The sequence below is a fragment of the Winogradskyella sp. genome, from assembly GCF_013213835.1.
Classification (GTDB): domain Bacteria; phylum Bacteroidota; class Bacteroidia; order Flavobacteriales; family Flavobacteriaceae; genus Winogradskyella.
In genome coordinates this window covers 496176-513384 of record NZ_JABSSU010000004.1, presented here as the reverse complement: position 1 = coordinate 513384, position 17209 = coordinate 496176, and the positions used below count along the sequence as shown (strand labels likewise).

The following is a 17209-nucleotide window of genomic DNA, read 5'->3' as shown; positions in this document are numbered from 1 at the left end:
AAAATAGTATACTAGGCTAAATCTAAAGCCTTCAAGTTTTCTATTCGGTTTCTAGCTAAGAAATCATCTATGGTTTCAAAATGCTCAATAACACGCTTGTCTTTAAATTCGAATACCTTTTTAGACAAACCTTGAAGAAAATCACGGTCGTGAGATACCAGTATCAATGTTCCGTCAAACGCTTTTAACGCTTCTTTTAACACATCTTTAGATTTTAAATCGAGATGATTGGTTGGCTCATCCAGAATCAACAAATTTACAGGCTCTAACAATAATTTCACCATAGCCAATCTGGTTTTTTCACCACCAGAAAGCACACCTACTTTTTTATCAATATCATCGCCTTTAAACATAAAACGACCTAGAATATTTTTTATTTGTGTACGCACATCTCCTTTTGCAACCTCATCTACTGTCTGAAAAATCGTTAGTTCTTCGTCCAAAAGTGCAGCCTGATTTTGAGCAAAATAACCGACTTGCACATTATGTCCTAAAGCGCAGGTGCCTTCAACATCAATTTCGCCTAAAATGGCCTTTATCATCGTAGATTTTCCTTCACCATTTCTTCCAACAAAGCATACTTTTTCGCCTCTAGAAATAGACATATTTGTATTTTTAAACACCACGTGCTCGTCGTATGATTTGGAAACCTCTTTTACAGTTACAGGATAATCGCCTGAACGTTGAGTTTTTGGGAAACGTAATTTTAATGCAGAAGTATCAATTTCATCTATTTCAATAATTTCTAATTTCTCTAGCATACGTTCTCGTGATGCTACTTGATTGGTTTTAGAATAGGTGCCTTTAAAACGTTCAATAAACGCCATATTATCTGCAATAAACTTTTGCTGTTCTTGGTAGGCTTTTATTTGATGCGTGCGTCGTTCTTCACGCAATTGTAAATAATGCGAATAATTAGCTTTGTAATCATAAATACGACCCATTGTAACTTCGATAGTTCTGTTGGTAATATTATCTACAAACGCTCTGTCGTGTGAGATAACAATAACGGCTTTGGCTTTGTTGACTAAAAAGTCTTCTAACCAAATTACAGATTCTATGTCTATATGGTTTGTTGGCTCATCTAACAGAATTAAATCTGGTTTTTGAAGTAAAATTTTAGCCAATTCTATTCGCATTCGCCATCCACCAGAAAACTCGCTTGTTGGTCTGTTAAAATCGTCTTGTTTAAAACCTAAACCTTTAAGTGCTTTTTCAACTTCGGCAGTATAATTAACTTCTTCTAAGGCATAGTATTTTTCGCCTAAATCTGAAACACGCTCAATGATTTTCATATACTCATCCGATTCGTAATCGGTTCGAGTTTCGAGTTGTTTATTTAAAGCTTCCATCTCGTCACGCATTTTAAACACGTGACTAAAGGCTTTTGATGCTTCTTCTAAAACAGTAGTATTGTCTTCTGTCAACAAATGCTGAGGCAAGTAAGCAATTACAGCATCTTTTGCTGAACGAACATTTCCTTTAGTTGGATTTTGAACACCTGCAATTATCTTCATCATTGTAGATTTTCCTGCACCATTCTTACCCATTAAGGCAATTTTATCATTCTCGTTTATGGTGAAAGACACGTCACTAAACAAGGTTTGCCCACTAAACTCTACACATAAATTATCTACAGAAATCATAGCTTCATATTTAAAGCCGCAAAACTACTAAAAGCCGAAATATAAATCTTTGATTTTTTTGAAGTGTATTAATTAGATCTTTTAAAAAGGAAAACTGTAAGAACTATTAGTACTAAAATTGAAAGTAACCAAATCCAAGTATTACTACTATCGACTACTGGTGAATCATCACCATACAATACAAAACCTGCCCAATAATAAGGTTGAGAGAGTTTTGTACCGTTATGATTTTCAATGTAGTTTAACTTGGCTTTTCTTAAGGCATCAGCTTTAGTCTGTCCTTTTTTTAAGTTTTCATAGAAACCTACCATGATTTCTTTTGTTGCCATATCTGGCACTTCCCAAAGACTGGCTACCGTTGCTGGAACACCAGCAAAAGTAAATGCCCTCTGAAAAGACTCCATACCTCTACCGTCATTATCATTACCAAAACCGGTATTACAAGCACTTAAAACCGCTAAATTGGCACTCAATTTCATACCATATATCTCTTCTAAACTTAAGTTTTTATCCGAATCTGAATCATCGTCAAAAAGTAATCTGTTAAGACCTGAATTAATCGTATTAATTTCAGCATGCATCGCTAGATGCAATAAACTAGCATTAGGTGCTGTCTCTTTAAAAAGCGTTTTTGAAAGGTTGTCTTTGTATATTTCTGATGTAAAATAATTACTTATTAAACGCGCTTCATTTTGAGCTCCTTCTAAAAAAACAGGTGCACTGCGAGTGACAAATTTCTCATTAGATTCAGGATAATTTGGTGTGTAAATAGCCAATAACTCTTTCTGGTTATTTGTTTTAGTCTTAGGAAACACAAATCCTAAATTTGATGTGTAATGGATATCATAATCTTCAATTAAATATCGCCCATCTATTTTAATCAATTCCCAAGGTAATTGTGTTAAGACACCATCCGGATTAATAATAAGAGAAGTGCAATCGTCATCAATTTTAGGAATTATCACTTTACCTAATTGCGTTGACAACTCATCTCGCTCTTCTTGCTTATTATTAATAGTTGCTAATCGTAAACTTTCAACTAAATTATCATAATTCCAATCTGATAAGACTATATCTATTTTATCTTTAGTAATTTTAATTATTGCGAGTTCTTCTTCTAGTAGAATATATTTTAAAACACATTGTTTATCAGTTAATTCTTGCTGCAACTCATTAACCTCAAAATTTATCTCACTTAGTAAATTAGCGTTAGGATATGCATTATTTAATTTATATTCCGATAGCTCTAAAAGCGTCTGTAAAGAATCCTGAACTTTTATATTATTATCATTTTGTGCCTCGGCAATTGCGGTTAATAGGATTCGTTTTTCTGAAAGTAACGTCTCTAAACCTTCTAAGTTACCTGTTTTTCTATTTTGATAGAATTCTGTCCACACCAAGGTGTTTTTTATAGTTTCATAACGGTTTAATAGGTTTGGATAAAGAATATCTTCATTATAACCCCAACCCTTGGTTTTAATTAATCCGTTAAAAATTCGTCTTAAATATAAATCCTGTCGTTTGTTATATTTTCGCTTATCGTAGGACGCTTCAAACTGCAATAATCCAATTTTATATATCTGGGCAACCATTTTCTTAACAGACTCATCTTGCGGAAAGTTCTTGGTTAAATCCTCTGCAATGGTGTGTAAAACTTCGTTGTGCTTAAAAACATTACTAGGTTTGAAATTGCTGAAATCTGAATTTAAAGAATCTTTACCTTGATGTATATTTTGAATGGCAATTTGAAAATTATGTAGCGCGCTATCCTTGGCCTTCTGACGTGCTCTTATACGACCTTTTTGTGCGAAAAAAGTAGGCGTGTTGACACTAGTAAAAGGAGTTGTTTGTATAACCTCATCTATAGCTAATAGTGCATCTTGAAAACGATTTAACATCATCAAGAATTTACTACGATTATACTTAAAAACATACAAAAAATTAACACCACCATACTCTTCTTGCTCTACTAAACCTATAGCGCGATTCACCAAACTTAAGGCCTCATTAAATTCTGTAATAGAGGTAGATTCTTCAGAATTTCTTGTAGCAATCCAATCTGCTACTTCATTAAGAGATACTGTAACATACATTCCTTCACCACCAATTAAAAAATCTTCCTTCTTAGATAGTTCTTCTATTTTTTTTAACGATTTTAAAATAGCAATACTATCCTTACGCGATTGTCCTAATTCTGTTAATTGATAAATTTTATTGTAGGGCAGCAAAAATTCATAACTGGCTATTCTACCAATAGTTGAGTAATTTCTTTGTTTATCTACAATGGCTTTATGTCTAGCATATAGTCGTTCACCTTGGCGCAATAGACGTTTTGCTTCCTCTATATTTCCGTTGTAAACAGAAGTTCTAGACATATCTATATAAATATTAATCATATAGTTATAGTCTGGCTTTTTCACTGACTCAAAAAGCTCAAGAGCTTTAAGATTCGACTGAAACGAACGATACTGAAGATTAGTATTAAACTCATATAAGGCTTTATCATTATACATTCTCGCCTTCTGTGAGATTCCATCATCTGAATTAGGACAATACGTTATTCCAGCTTCTGAAGCTTTTATGGCTGCTAAATAATTCGCTTCACCAGACTGTTGAGAATACGCTCTTGATAGGTAGACATGCAAAAATGCAACTTCAATGCTATCCATAGGTTTTTTGAGCACTTCTTCAGAAATTGCCTTGTTACAAAAGGAGACTGCTTCTTCTAGTTGATTTTTACCAATAAGTGAAGCCGCATAATCACTTGGATATTGATATTCTTGAGCGTTTATAAAAGAGAAGAATTGAAAAATAACAACTAAAGAGAGTAAGGCTTTTACACACTGATGCATAGATAGTTAGTTTTAAATCATCAAGATAATTAATTTATAAGAACTTAGAAGGTATTTATAAATGAAAAAGACGCTACCTAGAAATAAGTAGCGTCATGATTATTTTTATGAATAATTAATTGGTCTTTTCTATTTTGTAACCAATAAAAATATAGGTACCTGGATATTTGCCGCCTTTAAAAGTAAAGAACCTTTCTTTGTTTAAATCCAATTTAATAAATGGTATTTTAAGTCTTTGGAAATTAAACTTTAACTCACCAGCTACTAACTTTTGAGTAATATTGCTCTGAATATCAAAAACATAATTTTTGTTACTATTGATAGGCTTTATTTTGAATTCTCTTATCTTATCAACCTCCATTTCACCGTAATATTTATAGGACTGTACATCGCCGTTGGTAGTCTCAGCATTCACAGATCTCATTTTCTTCCAATACTTAGAATCAAAATGCCATGGCCGATTCTTACTAACATCCCAAATCCTATTGGTCTTTCCACCTATCGGTGACTCTTTTATAGTTGTGCTTCCATCTTTCGCCTCTAAATGAATACCAATAGTACCATAAACATCAATTCCCTTACTAATCATTGCCTGCTCTGGTGAATAGGTTAAAATTCTTGTTAAGGTAAATCTGTAAGTGCCACTATAATTACTTGTAGTGTTATTTTGAGAAGTACCATCTTTATCATAATAATAAATAGACTTATCCGTACCTATTGCCCAAATTTTGCCATTGTAGACCGCCACGTCTTTAAAGTCTTTTCTAGTATTTTTTAGTAAGACCCACTTATTAGTGCTACTCTTCCATTCATAAATACCTTTATTTCTTCCAACCGCATAGACTTTACCGGTCTTATCATCCATTGTAATTTTAAGTGGTTTTCCATTTAAGTTGTTCCATCTTGCATTCTTAAATTCCTTAAACGCATTATCCTTAAAGCGTGCATACAGCACCTTAGAATCTCTACCAATCACCTGATTAAAGCTAGCTGAATTTTTATTTGCTGCCGTTTGGTCTTTCCACCTACCTTGAAATAGCTTTTTCAATTTACCCGAAGCATCTAAAGCTCTTATATTTCCATTTTTATCAATATCAATCTCTTTGGTTTTAATACCGGGTATTTTATTCCATCTGCCATTAACATCTATATAAACTTCGTCTAATGTTGAGGTAATATAAACACTACCATTTGAGTGTACTGTAACTGATTTCGCATTTTTCGACTGTTTGCCATGCGGTGTAAATTTCTTTGTTCTGGAATTATACTTTTTAATATTGCCCGAAGCATTCACCACATAAACAGCACCATCTTTAGGACTCATGGTAATGTCTGTTGCCTTACCACCAACTTTGACAAAGGTTTGGGCATTAATTGTAATTGCTACTAATAATAAAGTAGCTGTTAGTATGAGTTTAGTTTTCATTGTGTTTTGTTTTAGTATTTTGTTCTTCCTGGTCGCTTTCTGAGAATAAAGTTGATTGTTAAAGACTCTATTTCACCTTCTAAACCAATAGGTTTTATTGCTAATTCTATTTGGTATTTACCTTCTGGCATTGTGCCAATCATTTGCTCAGATGGGTCCTCATCTTCAATAGGGTTACTTGCTAGTAATCCTACAAAATCAAAAGCTTCTGCAGGAATACCCATATCTCCTGGAAAATAAGGTATTGGTTGCTTTCGAATAACATTTTTAACAAGCTCACCGTCCTTTTTTATAGTAGTTATAAACTCGAAGAATACAATCTTTTCGTTATAAACGTTTGTTGGTAAATCCTCACCATCAAAACTAAATTGCAGTTGATATTTACCTGTTTTAAAGTCCTTAAATAACTGTACCGCTGAGTTTGTTTTGAGTTTGAGTGTTGTTTCAGATTTTTCGTTTAAAGTTAGTTTGCCGCTAACGCTTTGCGCATTGAGAGTTACAAATGCAAATAGCAATATTAATAATGTTAAAGAATTGAATTTCATGTTTAAAAGAATTTTGAGTTTTTAATAATGTTAATGGCTGTAGTTTTATAATCGTGCTGTTTGGCATTGGGGTCATTAATACCATTTATGGCTGGCACTTCTAAGAGAATAGTGTATCCATCCATCTTTACCTCAAGCTTACGCTTTTTACCTATCCATATTGCTGCTTTACCTAAATTACTTACAGATTCTGCAGATTTTAATGATGTTAGCTTAAACTGCCATTGTTCTTGCCAATCAGAGTCGCCTTGAAAATCTTCTACAACAGATAGAAATCCTTTAGAATAACTAGATGCCATTGAAGAATCGAAAAGAATCATAAAATCGCAATATTTACCGCCAAAACGTCTAACTTGATCTACTTTTGCTTCGGTTACATTTGCACCCTTATATTGCCGTTTCACCTCATCCATACTAATTAGATCTCCCAGATTGTCAGGTAAGTCTTTAAAACTATATTTATTTCCAGAAAAAGATTTGTTCTCAGCTAGTTCAGAACCAAGTTCTTCGCCAACAATTGTGTTTTTATCCCCAAAACAAGAGGTTAATAAAATGCTCACAAACACAAGTGTATATTTTAAATGTTTCATTTTTAGTTGGTTTAATTGATGTAACCTGCAGCTTTAGCGATTAATAGTGCTGCTTTTTTATAATCTCGGTTTTTAGCAACTTCTTCTTTATTCAACTTGTTTGTCGACGGATAAACGGTAAGTGTATAACCTTCAAACTTTATTTTGAGTTCGGACTTATTTCCGTTCCATACAGCTGCCATACCTAAATTTTCTATCCACTCTGCCGATTCAGACATTGATTTTTGAAGCGCCCAAGCTTCTTCCCAATTTTCTCCAGCTCCTGTGGCTTCGGCAATCTCTCCCATCATCTCATCTTTACCGATTTCTCTGAATACAGAAATTGAACCACGCAACCATTCATAATCATTTTCACTGGTCTCAATATAGATGCTACATTGTGGCTCCATATCCTTACGAAAACGATCAGAATTTTTATTATCCATGATGTGAATCTTATCTTCTGACACCTCATAAAAATTGGCTAGAGCCGATATTGACAATTGCTCGCATGCACTTCTATTTTTATCATAGCTGATGAGATTTCCTTTAAAGTTTTTATTAACAAAACTTGTATCTCCCATCTCTGCAATATCCATTGCTTTTCTGTCCCCTAAACAAGAGACCAATACCATGGCTAATGCACCTAGCATTACTATTTTTTTTAGTTTCATAATTTTTTAGTGTTATTTGATTAATAGTCTTTTATTCATTACCACATTTTGACCATGTATTTGCAGCAGATAAATACCCTTACTTAAGGATTGTACATTTAGTACATAATCGTTTTGATTAATTGCAGAAACTTGAAGTACTTCTTTACCCGCAACATCAAAAATTGAAATAGTATCAATGCCAGAATGTGTCTTAATAGTTACTTGAGAAGACGCAGGATTAGGAAACAGTTGCACCTCTTGTACTAAGTTTTCCTCGACAGATAGTGTAGAACTATCTGCAACTTGAATGTCAAAATCTCCAACCAGTGTATCTTGAGAGCGTCCACCAACCGAAGCTTCAACCCACACTTGTGCATAATAAGTCTGACCAGGGTTCAGGTTATTAACAACGATACCAGCACTGTCGCAAGCAATTGGTGTACCGTTAGCGCAGTCATCATAGATTGCAACTTTAATAGAACTTAAGACACTATTTGCCACAACTGTAATGCTTCCTGACGATGGTGCTTCAAACTCGTACCATACATCTATTAAAATGATGCCATTCTGTTGGCAACTTGGACTTAATCCACTTGAAGTTGCACTCTGCGTTGTCCCAGTAACAACAATACCTAAGTCTAATGGCGTTGCTTCATTACAGCCATCGTTACTTGGTGCACAATCTAAACCAAAGAAAGACTGTGAATCTATCAATGTCCAATTAACTGTACTATAACTAATATCATCTACTTGAATACAAGTTAAATTGGAATTATTTTCTGCTTCAAAATTGGTAACATTAGTATTATTCCCATTTTGAACATTCAGATTTACCAAATTGTTGTCTTGGCAAAATAAGGTTTGCAGTGAAGTATTGTTTGATAAGTCTAACTCTACGATAGTGTTACCTGACACCCCTAAATTGGCAAGGTTAGATAACATATCTACGTCTATCTCTGAAAGCAAATTATTATTCAGAAACACTTGCTGCAATTGCAAATTATTTGAGAAGTCAATTGTAGAAATACTGTTATCATTTAAACTTAGACTAATCAGATTTGGATGAGATGATAAGTCTATTTCCGTAAGATTATTTAAGGCCAAAAGAATTGTTGTTAACCCTGTGTTTTGACTTAAGTCAACCGAAGAAAGATTATTGTTAAATGCAGTTAGTACTTCTAAGTCTGTAAAAAATTCAATACCTGTAAGATCAGAAATATTATAACTATTAACATCTAAATCCGTTACACCTAAGGCATCTGTCGCCAACAATTCTCCATTTATTGTGCCATCTGAGTCAATCCCTAAATCTATCAGAGCTTGTTCAAAATTTGGGTCTAAAATTGCTACTGTTGAGGCGTTACAATCTAAACTAAAAAATACTTGAGAATCTACATTTACCCAATCATTCTCGCTGTCTGTTGGGTCACTAACTGCTACACAGGTTAAATTTGGATTATTCAGTAATGTGATATAAAAATTCCAGGCTGAAGATTTTACATTCTTTACTGTTAGGCTGCTTAAATCATTGAATTCTAAATTTATTTTTAACAGCTCAGGTCTGTCTTCTAAAACTAAACTGGTAAGCTGATTATTTCTAAAATTTATATCCTCAATGATATCACAATTATCAAGGTTAACTGAAGTTAATTGATTATTAAAAGCATCTATTTTCTCTATTAAAGTGTTACTGCTAAAATCTATAACCGTAAAATTGTTATGCTGCATCTTAATATCGTCCAATAAGACCGAACTAGACAAATCAATTGTTGAAAGATTATTAAATTGACACTCTAATCGTTGTAAAGAAGAATTAGTTGGCAGCACTAAAGAAGTGATTTGATTAGATTGACAATACAGACGTTCTAATGAACTGTGATTACTTAAATCTAATGTTGTAAGATTGTTATTGTATATGGTAAGTCTTTCTAAGGCTAAATTGTTTGAAAAATTGGCGGTTGTTAAATTATTGTTCTCAACAAAAAGCCTTTCAAGATTTATAAAGTTCCCGATCCCAGATAAGTCTGAAATATTCTTGCCAGAAATATTTAAGTTGGTAACATTTGCTGCTACACTAGAACTCATGACACCATCTATTTCGTCTGACGGTGAAGTATTATCTAAATTTAAATCTATTAAAGCCTGCTCAAAGTTTGGATCTGGTATACTAAAAGTTTGTGAAAAACCAATAGTTAAGTTTAAAACCAGAATTGCGAATAAAATATTTTTGTTCATTGTATTTTTTTTAGTTAGTTCTTATGTCTAAAACATCTTTTTGTATTCCTTCGGATTGATTGTTTTATTAATATGATCATTAATAGCAATGGTCTCACTTCTCATATTACCTTCGTTTGATGTTATTGTATATTCCATAATATGACCATTCAATACCTCTGTGTTTTGAATAAACCAATTAGGTAACGTAACTTCGGGTGCCACCCATAACTCAATACTTACATTATTATCTGACATAACGTATTCATGACATTCTGCACCAAGTATTGATTTTGTATTGCCTGTTTTTTTAAGATTTGTATAATCGTAATTGGCCATTTCCTCAGCAGGATTCTGCATTTGTTGTCCTCCCATCATACCTTGAGACATTCTCATTTTCATGCCTTCAGCTTCAACAAAAATGTGTACATCTTCGCCATCCATAACTATTAAAGATTCACCATTCATTTCTTCTTCACTAAACTCTGACATGTCTGCCATCATGCCTATATATTTGGCTTCAGGGTTTAGCAAATAGGATATTTGGTATGTCTCATTTTCATCTAAATTGGTTAGTTTTACATCAGTCTTAAAAGTGAAATTATAAATGCCAGGTATTGCCGCATTATTATCTAATGATGGTAGATTTATAACCTGCGTTTCTTCATTTGTTTCTTTTCGCATTCTATTATCAAAAAACTGAACAGGTCCAACATCAATAGCACCTGATATGCTGCTCGACATAAATGAAGATGTATATTCTTGCTCAGTATTGTTCTGATTTTTTATTCTTGTTTCTAATTGCATAGCACCAGTAAATGAGAACTGTACATTTCCTTTACTTACAACATCTATTATTACTTCACCAGATTCTATATCATAAGTTTGGTAATCTCTTGTTACAGCAGAAGAGAATCCATTCTCATCCTCTAATTCTGGTTCCCAAAAAGGATCGTATGACAGTTTAAGTGTTGCTTCTTCTGGAATTTTAAATGTGATTTGTTCTAGTATTGGCTGATCATCCTTAAATAACAATGCATTTCCATTAGGAATATCTAATACATAGCCGTCATGGATGTCAGCAGCATGAGTGACCCATGAACCAAAAATTTTCACACCCGAATTTGTTCTTTCCAACTTTGCCTTGCCAAACTCATCTATCGGATAATTTCCGTATTTGTGGGTGTGCTTTAATACAGCAGAACCCGAAGTGCCCTTTGAAGTTATTTGTTCGCTGTTAGATTTTTTCTCACGTCTTTTCTCTTTCTTAGTTTTTTTCTTTTCTAATGAAAAACTATCTATTTCTTTTTCTACAGCTTCTTCTACTGAACGTTCTAGTTTTTGTTTTGCTTTATCCTTTAATCGCTTAAATAATTGTGCTTGAGCAGAATTCGCACTAAATAAAGCGATCATAAATAGGACGAGTGCTTTCTGAATTTTCATAATTGAGATTTAATAGATTAACACTCTTTGGTATCAGCGCAGAAGAAAAGGTTAACAGCATGCCAAAAAAAATTATATTTGTTATGAACTACTGTTAACCTTTCAAGACTTCAGAAAACTAAATGGTGAAAGAAATTCATGAAGATGATTTGCAACAAAGACTTAGAGCAGACGACAAGTCTGCACTTGAGCTTGTTTATAAATCATACAAGAGTGAGTTCTTAAACTATAGTAAACGGTTTCAGATAAACACAAATGAAACTTTAGATATTTATCAGGACGCAGTAATAGCAATGTATCAGAACTTTACTGTGAAAAAATTAGAATTAAAGGATAGTAGTGTTAAAACCTATCTTTTTGGTATTGGAAAACATAAAATTTATAACGTATTAAAAAAGAGTAATAAACACCTCAAAATTGTAAATGAGGTGGAAGATTTTGAAGAAATTAAAGTGGACGCTGATGATTTAAATTATTATCAGAAACAACTGTCCGAATTATTAAAAAATATCTCGGACAGTTGTAAAGAGCTTCTCAGATTATACTATTATAGAAATCTTACAGTAAGTGAAATTGTAGAACATACCAATTATAAAGATGCTAATACTGTAAAAAGTCATAAATCGAGATGCATGAAGCGCCTAAAATCTATGGTTAGAAGTTAATAGCAATGAAGAAGGAAGACTTAATACAAAAATATTTTAAAGAAGTTTTAACACCTCAGGAAGAGAAGGAGTTTTCAAGCTTGCTAGAGAATGATAGTGACTTTAAGTTAGAATTTGAAGAATATTCTAATTTACAGAAAGCCTTTAAAATAAATGAGGCTGATGAACTTAAAGACTTTCTTAAAAATATTGAGGCAAGTGAAGCTGATATTGCTTTACCATGGTATAAGAAACAGTATATATATTATGTAGCGGCCGCAGTTCTTGTTATTGGTTTGTGTATTCCAATGCTCATGAAACCATCATCTTCCGATCTCTACAATAGCTATTTTGAAATTTATCCCAACGTAGAACAACCAGTTGTAAGAGGAGATAATGACAACGCGTCTAATAACGTCTTTCAGGCTTATGAAAGTAACAATTTTGAAAAGTCTTCTGAAGGATTTAAAGCGCTTTTAGAAAAAGAAACTAATCCTAATTTCAGATTCTATTATGCCATGTCTTTACTTAATAGCCAAAAATATGACGAGGCATTAAGTGAACTAAATGTATTAGAATCATTAGAGTTTGATTATATAGCGGAAACCTTATGGTATTCTGCACTTATTTCTATAAAAAAGGAGCAGTTTGAATCCGCTAAATCTTATCTTCAAATTTTAGATAATTCAAATTCTTCATTTAAATCTAAAGAAAGAAAAGTACTTTTGAAAAAATTATAGAAGTACGACAATGTCTATCATTTCAACAGACATATCAAAAGCGGTTAAACTTTTAAGTAATGAAGACTTAGTTGCAATTCCAACAGAAACTGTTTATGGTTTAGCAGGAAATATTTATTCAGAAAAAGCCATAAAAGCTATTTTTGAAACCAAACAACGCCCATTATTTAATCCTTTAATTGTTCATATTCCTTCTGTTGAATACCTAGAAACTATAGTTGAAGACATTCCGAAAAAAGCACAATTATTAGCCGATGCATTTTGGCCTGGACCAATTACTTTAGTTTTAAAAAAGAAAGCTACCATACCAGATTTAATAACTGCTGGAAAAGATACTGTTGCTATGAGAATGCCTAATCATCCTGTTACATTAAAATTATTGAGCGAATTAGACTTTCCGTTGGCTGCACCAAGTGCTAATCCTTTTAATCGTATTAGTCCAACAACTGCGCAACATGTTGAAAATTATTTTAAAGATGCTATTAAAATGGTACTTGAAGGTGGTTCTTGTGAACGAGGCATAGAATCAACCATTATTGGTTTCGAAAATGGCGAACCAATTATTTATCGTTTGGGTTCAACATCTATTGAAGCGATTGAAGAAGTAGTTGGCAAAATTGAAATTAAAAATAAAAAAGAAGTCGCGCCAGATGCACCAGGAATGTTAGAGCGTCATTATGCACCAACAACAAAAACCATTTTAACTGGTAACCTTATTGATTCAATTGAAGCACATAAAAATTTAAGAATTGGTCTGTTAACATATAATGATTTTCTAGATGATGATGTTATTGACTTCAAAATTGTTTTGTCAGAACACAATAACCTAGAAGAAGCAGCTTCAAAATTATATGACGCTTTACATCAACTAGACAAACAAGAGTTAGATATCATCATTGCCGAAAAACTACCAGATTATGGTTTAGGAAAATCAATTAATGATAGATTGCTGCGTGCTTCAAAATCTTAATTGTATATTTATAAGGTCTAACTATTTCAATTTTCTATGCCGACTGTTACATCAGAGCATAATGAACGCATCTCCAAAATGAAATTCTCTTCAGTGTACCCTCATTATGTTACCAAAATCGAAAAAAAGGGAAGAACATTAGAAGAACTTTATGAAGTAATCCATTGGCTTACTGGATTTGATAATGTGGCGATTCAAAAACATATTGATGACCAAATCACATTTCAAGAATTTTTTGAAAAGGCAAACCTCAATCCAAATGCACACTTAATTAAAGGTATTATTTGTGGATATAGAATTGAAGACATTGATTATCAACTTACACGTGAAGTAAGATATTTAGATAAACTTGTAGATGAATTAGCTAAAGGCAGAAAAATGGAAAAAATACTTAGATCAAGTTAATTTTGCCATCTAATTCTCTATTTCGAACAGCTACCAAAAAAACCACACACAAAGCTTGTCAATTCAATAAGTTATCGTAAATTTGCAACCTCTTTTTTGGAAGAGGAATGTTTAATCAATTGTACCAAAGTGGTACAAAATAAATCAAATTAGTGTGGATACATTAAGCTACAAAACAGTTTCTGCTAACAAATCTACTGTAAATAAAGAGTGGGTTTTAGTTGATGCTGAAGGACAAACTTTAGGTCGCTTTGCTTCACAAGTAGCAATACTTTTAAGAGGTAAGCACAAACCTAACTTTACGCCACACGTTGATTGCGGTGATAACGTAATTGTTGTAAACGCAGAAAAAATCAACTTAACTGGTAACAAGTGGACGGAAAAAAGTTATATCCGTCACACAGGTTATCCAGGTGGACAAAGAAGTCTGACTGCTACTGAGATGTTTGAAAAAGACCCAACAAGATTAGTAGAAAAGTCAGTAAAAGGAATGTTGCCTAAAAACAAATTAGGAGCACAATTATTCCGTAACCTAACTGTTGTTGCTGGTACTGAGCACGGTCATGAAGCTCAAAAACCAAAAACAATTAACTTAAACGAATTTAACTAATGGAAGTAATTCACAAAATTGGCCGTAGAAAGACGGCTGTTGCTCGTGTGTATGTTGCTCAAGGAAATGGTAACATTACAGTGAACAAAAAAGACATGGCGGACTACTTCACTACTGCTCCATTGCAGTACAAAGTGAAGCAACCATTAACCATGACTAACAATGATGGCAACTTTGATATTACTGTAAACGTATATGGAGGTGGTATCACCGGCCAGGCGGAAGCTATACGTTTAGCATTATCTCGTGCAATGTGCGAAGTAGATGCTGAAAACAGAGCAATATTAAAGCCAGAAGGTCTATTAACAAGAGATCCAAGAATGGTAGAGCGTAAGAAATTCGGTCAGAAGAAAGCGCGTAAGAAATTCCAGTTCTCTAAACGTTAATATCCAACAACATTTAATTCAGAATCTGTTCAATCAGATTCTGGATTTCTTTATTTTATTGAAACCGCTGAAAAGTTCAGCAAATTTAAACCAGTTATTGTTGTCCATCACACTTAGTGTGTGAGGATTTAGTTTAGCATCTAAATGAGCTAACAGCCTACGGCAAAAGAGCCAAAAGCTAAAAAAGCGCATTGCTAATTCAACAGAACGTAAACTATTACAAAAATGGAAAAAGTAGAAGTGAAAGAACTACTAGACGCAGGTGTACACTTCGGCCACCTAACACGTAAATGGGATCCAAACATGGCTCCTTACATCTATATGGAGCGTAATGGTATCCATATTATCAACCTTTACAAAACAGCTGCTAAAATTGAAGAGACTTGTGCTGCATTAAGTAAAATTGCTGCATCAGGTAAGAAAATCTTATTCGTAGCTACTAAAAAACAAGCTAAAGACATCGTTGCTGAAAAAGCAGGTGCTGTTAACCAACCATATATTACTGAGCGTTGGCCAGGTGGAATGTTAACTAACTTCGTTACTATTAGAAAAGCTGTAAAGAAAATGGCTTCTATTGATAGAATGAAGAAAGATGGAACATTCAACTCTTTATCTAAAAAAGAACGTTTACAAGTAGATCGTCAACGTGCTAAATTAGAAAAGAACTTAGGTTCTATTTCTGATATGACACGTTTACCAGGTGCTTTATTCGTGGTTGATATTAAGCGTGAGCATATCGCAATTAAAGAAGCTCAGAAATTAAACATTCCAATCTTTGCAATGGTAGATACTAACTCTGACCCACGTCAGGTAGATTATGTTATCCCAGCAAATGATGATGCTTCTAAATCTATAAACAAAGTTTTATCTATCGTTTCTTCTGCAATAGAAGATGGATTAAACGAAAGAAAAGCAGACCGCGCAGCAGGTAAAGAAGCTAAAGCTGAAGCAAAGCCAGCTAAAAAAGCTGAACCAGTTGTTGCAGTTCAAGAAGAAGAATAAAATAACATTTAGAAAATATTCAAAAGTCGTTTAGTTCTTTTCTTTGTAGAAAATTAATTATTCGACTTTTTTAAATTTAAAAACATGGAAAATACAGTAAAAATTACAGCAGCAGAAGTAAACAAGCTGAGAAAAGCTACAGGTGCTGGAATGATGGATTGTAAAAAAGCTTTAGTTGAAGCTGGTGGTGATTTTGATAAAGCCATCGAAGTTTTACGTAAAAAAGGTCAAAAAGTAGCAGAAAAGAGAGCTGACAGGGATTCTTCTGAAGGTGCTGCTGTTGCTAAATTAAACGCTGACAACACTGCTGGTGTTGCTATCGTTTTAGGTTGCGAAACTGACTTCGTCGGTAAAAATGCTGATTTCGTAAAATTAGCTAATGAGTTAGCTGATGCTGCTATCAACTTTGGCACTAAAGAAGAATTTTTAGCTTCAGATTTTGGTGGAATGACAGTTTCTGAAAAATTAATTGAGCAAACTGGTGTTATCGGTGAAAAATTAGACATCACTGCATTTGAAAAATTGGAAGCTCCCTTCGTTGGTGCTTATGTACACATCAATAAAATTGCTGCTTTAGTCGGTTTGTCTGCAAAAGTAGATAACGCTGAAGTATTAGTTAAAGATGTTGCTATGCAAGTAGCTTCAATGGGTGCTACTTCATTAACATATAAAGATTTCGATCCTGCGTATGTTGCGTCAGAAACTGAAGCTCGTATCGCTGTAATTGAAAAAGATAATATCGAATTAGGTCGTTTAGGTAAAACATTAAAGAATGTACCTAAGTATGTATCTATGCAACAATTAACTCCAGAAGTTTTAGCAGAAGCAGAAGAAGCTGCTAAAGCTGAATTAAAAGCTGAAGGTAAGCCAGAACAAATTTGGGACAGAATTTTACCAGGGAAAATGGATCGTTTCATCTCTGATAACACAACTTTAGATCAAGAACAATGTTTATTAGATCAGAAGTTTATCAAAGACGAAAAGAAAACTGTTGGTGAGTATGTTAAGACTTATGGTGAAGTTGAAGTAACAGCTTTTAAAAGAGCGACTGTAGGATAAACCTATAATTTTATATTAAGTAAAAGCCTCTCTGATTGAGAG

16 protein-coding genes are annotated in these 17209 nt (G+C 33.4%); 8 read left to right on the top strand and 8 right to left on the bottom strand.

From position 1 onward, the window contains the following. Positions 1–11: 11 nt before the first annotated feature. From HRU50_RS08170 to HRU50_RS08135, 8 genes are all read right to left on the bottom strand, one after another. On the bottom strand, positions 12–1646 hold the full coding sequence (locus HRU50_RS08170; protein WP_296350029.1) for an ABC-F family ATP-binding cassette domain-containing protein: 1635 nt from the start codon (positions 1644–1646) through the stop codon (positions 12–14). A 68-nt stretch (positions 1647–1714) separates the two neighbouring features. After that, positions 1715–4498 carry a CHAT domain-containing protein gene (locus HRU50_RS08165; protein WP_296350027.1) on the bottom strand — a complete coding sequence of 928 codons (2784 nt, stop codon included), beginning with the start codon at positions 4496–4498 and terminating at the stop codon, positions 1715–1717. 115 nt (positions 4499–4613) lie between these two features. Then, positions 4614–5924, bottom strand: coding sequence for a hypothetical protein (locus HRU50_RS08160; protein ID WP_296350025.1), 1311 nt, complete (start codon positions 5922–5924; stop codon positions 4614–4616). Between the two features lie 11 nt (positions 5925–5935). Next, positions 5936–6469: a hypothetical protein gene (locus tag HRU50_RS08155; protein ID WP_296350023.1), complete on the bottom strand. Its 534-nt coding sequence runs from the start codon at positions 6467–6469 to the stop codon at positions 5936–5938. Positions 6470–6471: 2 nt separating this feature from the next. Next, a complete protein-coding gene (locus HRU50_RS08150) occupies positions 6472–7059 on the bottom strand; it encodes a hypothetical protein (RefSeq protein WP_296350020.1) in 588 nt (195 codons plus the stop codon). Between the two features lie 11 nt (positions 7060–7070). Then, positions 7071–7712, bottom strand: a complete 642-nt coding sequence (locus HRU50_RS08145) for a hypothetical protein (protein WP_296350018.1) — start codon at positions 7710–7712, stop codon at positions 7071–7073. A gap of 12 nt (positions 7713–7724) precedes the next feature. After that, a complete protein-coding gene (locus tag HRU50_RS08140) occupies positions 7725–9929 on the bottom strand; it encodes a T9SS type A sorting domain-containing protein (RefSeq protein ID WP_296350017.1) in 2205 nt (734 codons plus the stop codon). A gap of 27 nt (positions 9930–9956) precedes the next feature. Then, positions 9957–11351, bottom strand: coding sequence for a DUF4412 domain-containing protein (locus HRU50_RS08135; protein WP_296350015.1), 1395 nt, complete (start codon positions 11349–11351; stop codon positions 9957–9959). Between the two features lie 122 nt (positions 11352–11473). Here HRU50_RS08135 and HRU50_RS08130 point away from each other — a divergent pair, with 122 nt between their 5' ends. The 8 genes from HRU50_RS08130 (at position 11474) to tsf (ending at position 17167) form a co-directional block, all read left to right on the top strand. Then, a complete protein-coding gene (locus HRU50_RS08130; protein ID WP_296350014.1) occupies positions 11474–12016 on the top strand; it encodes a sigma-70 family RNA polymerase sigma factor in 543 nt (180 codons plus the stop codon). A 5-nt stretch (positions 12017–12021) separates the two neighbouring features. Then, complete coding sequence (locus HRU50_RS08125) at positions 12022–12735, top strand: hypothetical protein (RefSeq protein WP_296350013.1); 714 nt, start codon at positions 12022–12024, stop codon at positions 12733–12735. Positions 12736–12745: 10 nt separating this feature from the next. Next, complete coding sequence (locus HRU50_RS08120) at positions 12746–13705, top strand: L-threonylcarbamoyladenylate synthase (protein ID WP_296350011.1); 960 nt, start codon at positions 12746–12748, stop codon at positions 13703–13705. A gap of 36 nt (positions 13706–13741) precedes the next feature. After that, positions 13742–14110, top strand: coding sequence for a DUF2200 domain-containing protein (locus tag HRU50_RS08115; RefSeq protein ID WP_296350009.1), 369 nt, complete (start codon positions 13742–13744; stop codon positions 14108–14110). A 154-nt stretch (positions 14111–14264) separates the two neighbouring features. After that, positions 14265–14720, top strand: a complete 456-nt coding sequence (gene rplM, locus HRU50_RS08110) for a 50S ribosomal protein L13 (RefSeq protein WP_296350007.1) — start codon at positions 14265–14267, stop codon at positions 14718–14720. Further along, positions 14720–15106, top strand: coding sequence for a 30S ribosomal protein S9 (rpsI, locus tag HRU50_RS08105; RefSeq protein WP_296350004.1), 387 nt, complete (start codon positions 14720–14722; stop codon positions 15104–15106). Before rplM ends, rpsI begins: the two co-directional genes overlap by 1 nt. Before the next feature lie 225 nt (positions 15107–15331). Then, positions 15332–16108, top strand: coding sequence for a 30S ribosomal protein S2 (gene rpsB / locus HRU50_RS08100; protein ID WP_296350001.1), 777 nt, complete (start codon positions 15332–15334; stop codon positions 16106–16108). An 84-nt stretch (positions 16109–16192) separates the two neighbouring features. Next, complete coding sequence (gene tsf / locus HRU50_RS08095; RefSeq protein WP_296349999.1) at positions 16193–17167, top strand: translation elongation factor Ts; 975 nt, start codon at positions 16193–16195, stop codon at positions 17165–17167. The last annotated feature ends 42 nt before the right edge of the window (positions 17168–17209 follow it).

Coding starts and splice junctions, on each gene's coding strand:
- HRU50_RS08135 (WP_296350015.1), bottom strand. CDS start 11,351: ATGAAAATTCAGAAAGCACTCGTCCTATTTATGATCGCTTTATTTAGT.
- rpsI (WP_296350004.1), top strand. CDS start 14,720: ATGGAAGTAATTCACAAAATTGGCCGTAGAAAGACGGCTGTTGCTCGT.
- HRU50_RS08140 (WP_296350017.1), bottom strand. CDS start 9,929: ATGAACAAAAATATTTTATTCGCAATTCTGGTTTTAAACTTAACTATT.
- HRU50_RS08130 (WP_296350014.1), top strand. CDS start 11,474: ATGGTGAAAGAAATTCATGAAGATGATTTGCAACAAAGACTTAGAGCA.
- HRU50_RS08155 (WP_296350023.1), bottom strand. CDS start 6,469: ATGAAATTCAATTCTTTAACATTATTAATATTGCTATTTGCATTTGTA.
- HRU50_RS08170 (WP_296350029.1), bottom strand. CDS start 1,646: ATGATTTCTGTAGATAATTTATGTGTAGAGTTTAGTGGGCAAACCTTG.
- rpsB (WP_296350001.1), top strand. CDS start 15,332: ATGGAAAAAGTAGAAGTGAAAGAACTACTAGACGCAGGTGTACACTTC.
- HRU50_RS08115 (WP_296350009.1), top strand. CDS start 13,742: ATGCCGACTGTTACATCAGAGCATAATGAACGCATCTCCAAAATGAAA.
- tsf (WP_296349999.1), top strand. CDS start 16,193: ATGGAAAATACAGTAAAAATTACAGCAGCAGAAGTAAACAAGCTGAGA.
- HRU50_RS08125 (WP_296350013.1), top strand. CDS start 12,022: ATGAAGAAGGAAGACTTAATACAAAAATATTTTAAAGAAGTTTTAACA.
- HRU50_RS08160 (WP_296350025.1), bottom strand. CDS start 5,924: ATGAAAACTAAACTCATACTAACAGCTACTTTATTATTAGTAGCAATT.
- HRU50_RS08145 (WP_296350018.1), bottom strand. CDS start 7,712: ATGAAACTAAAAAAAATAGTAATGCTAGGTGCATTAGCCATGGTATTG.
- HRU50_RS08150 (WP_296350020.1), bottom strand. CDS start 7,059: ATGAAACATTTAAAATATACACTTGTGTTTGTGAGCATTTTATTAACC.
- HRU50_RS08165 (WP_296350027.1), bottom strand. CDS start 4,498: ATGCATCAGTGTGTAAAAGCCTTACTCTCTTTAGTTGTTATTTTTCAA.
- HRU50_RS08120 (WP_296350011.1), top strand. CDS start 12,746: ATGTCTATCATTTCAACAGACATATCAAAAGCGGTTAAACTTTTAAGT.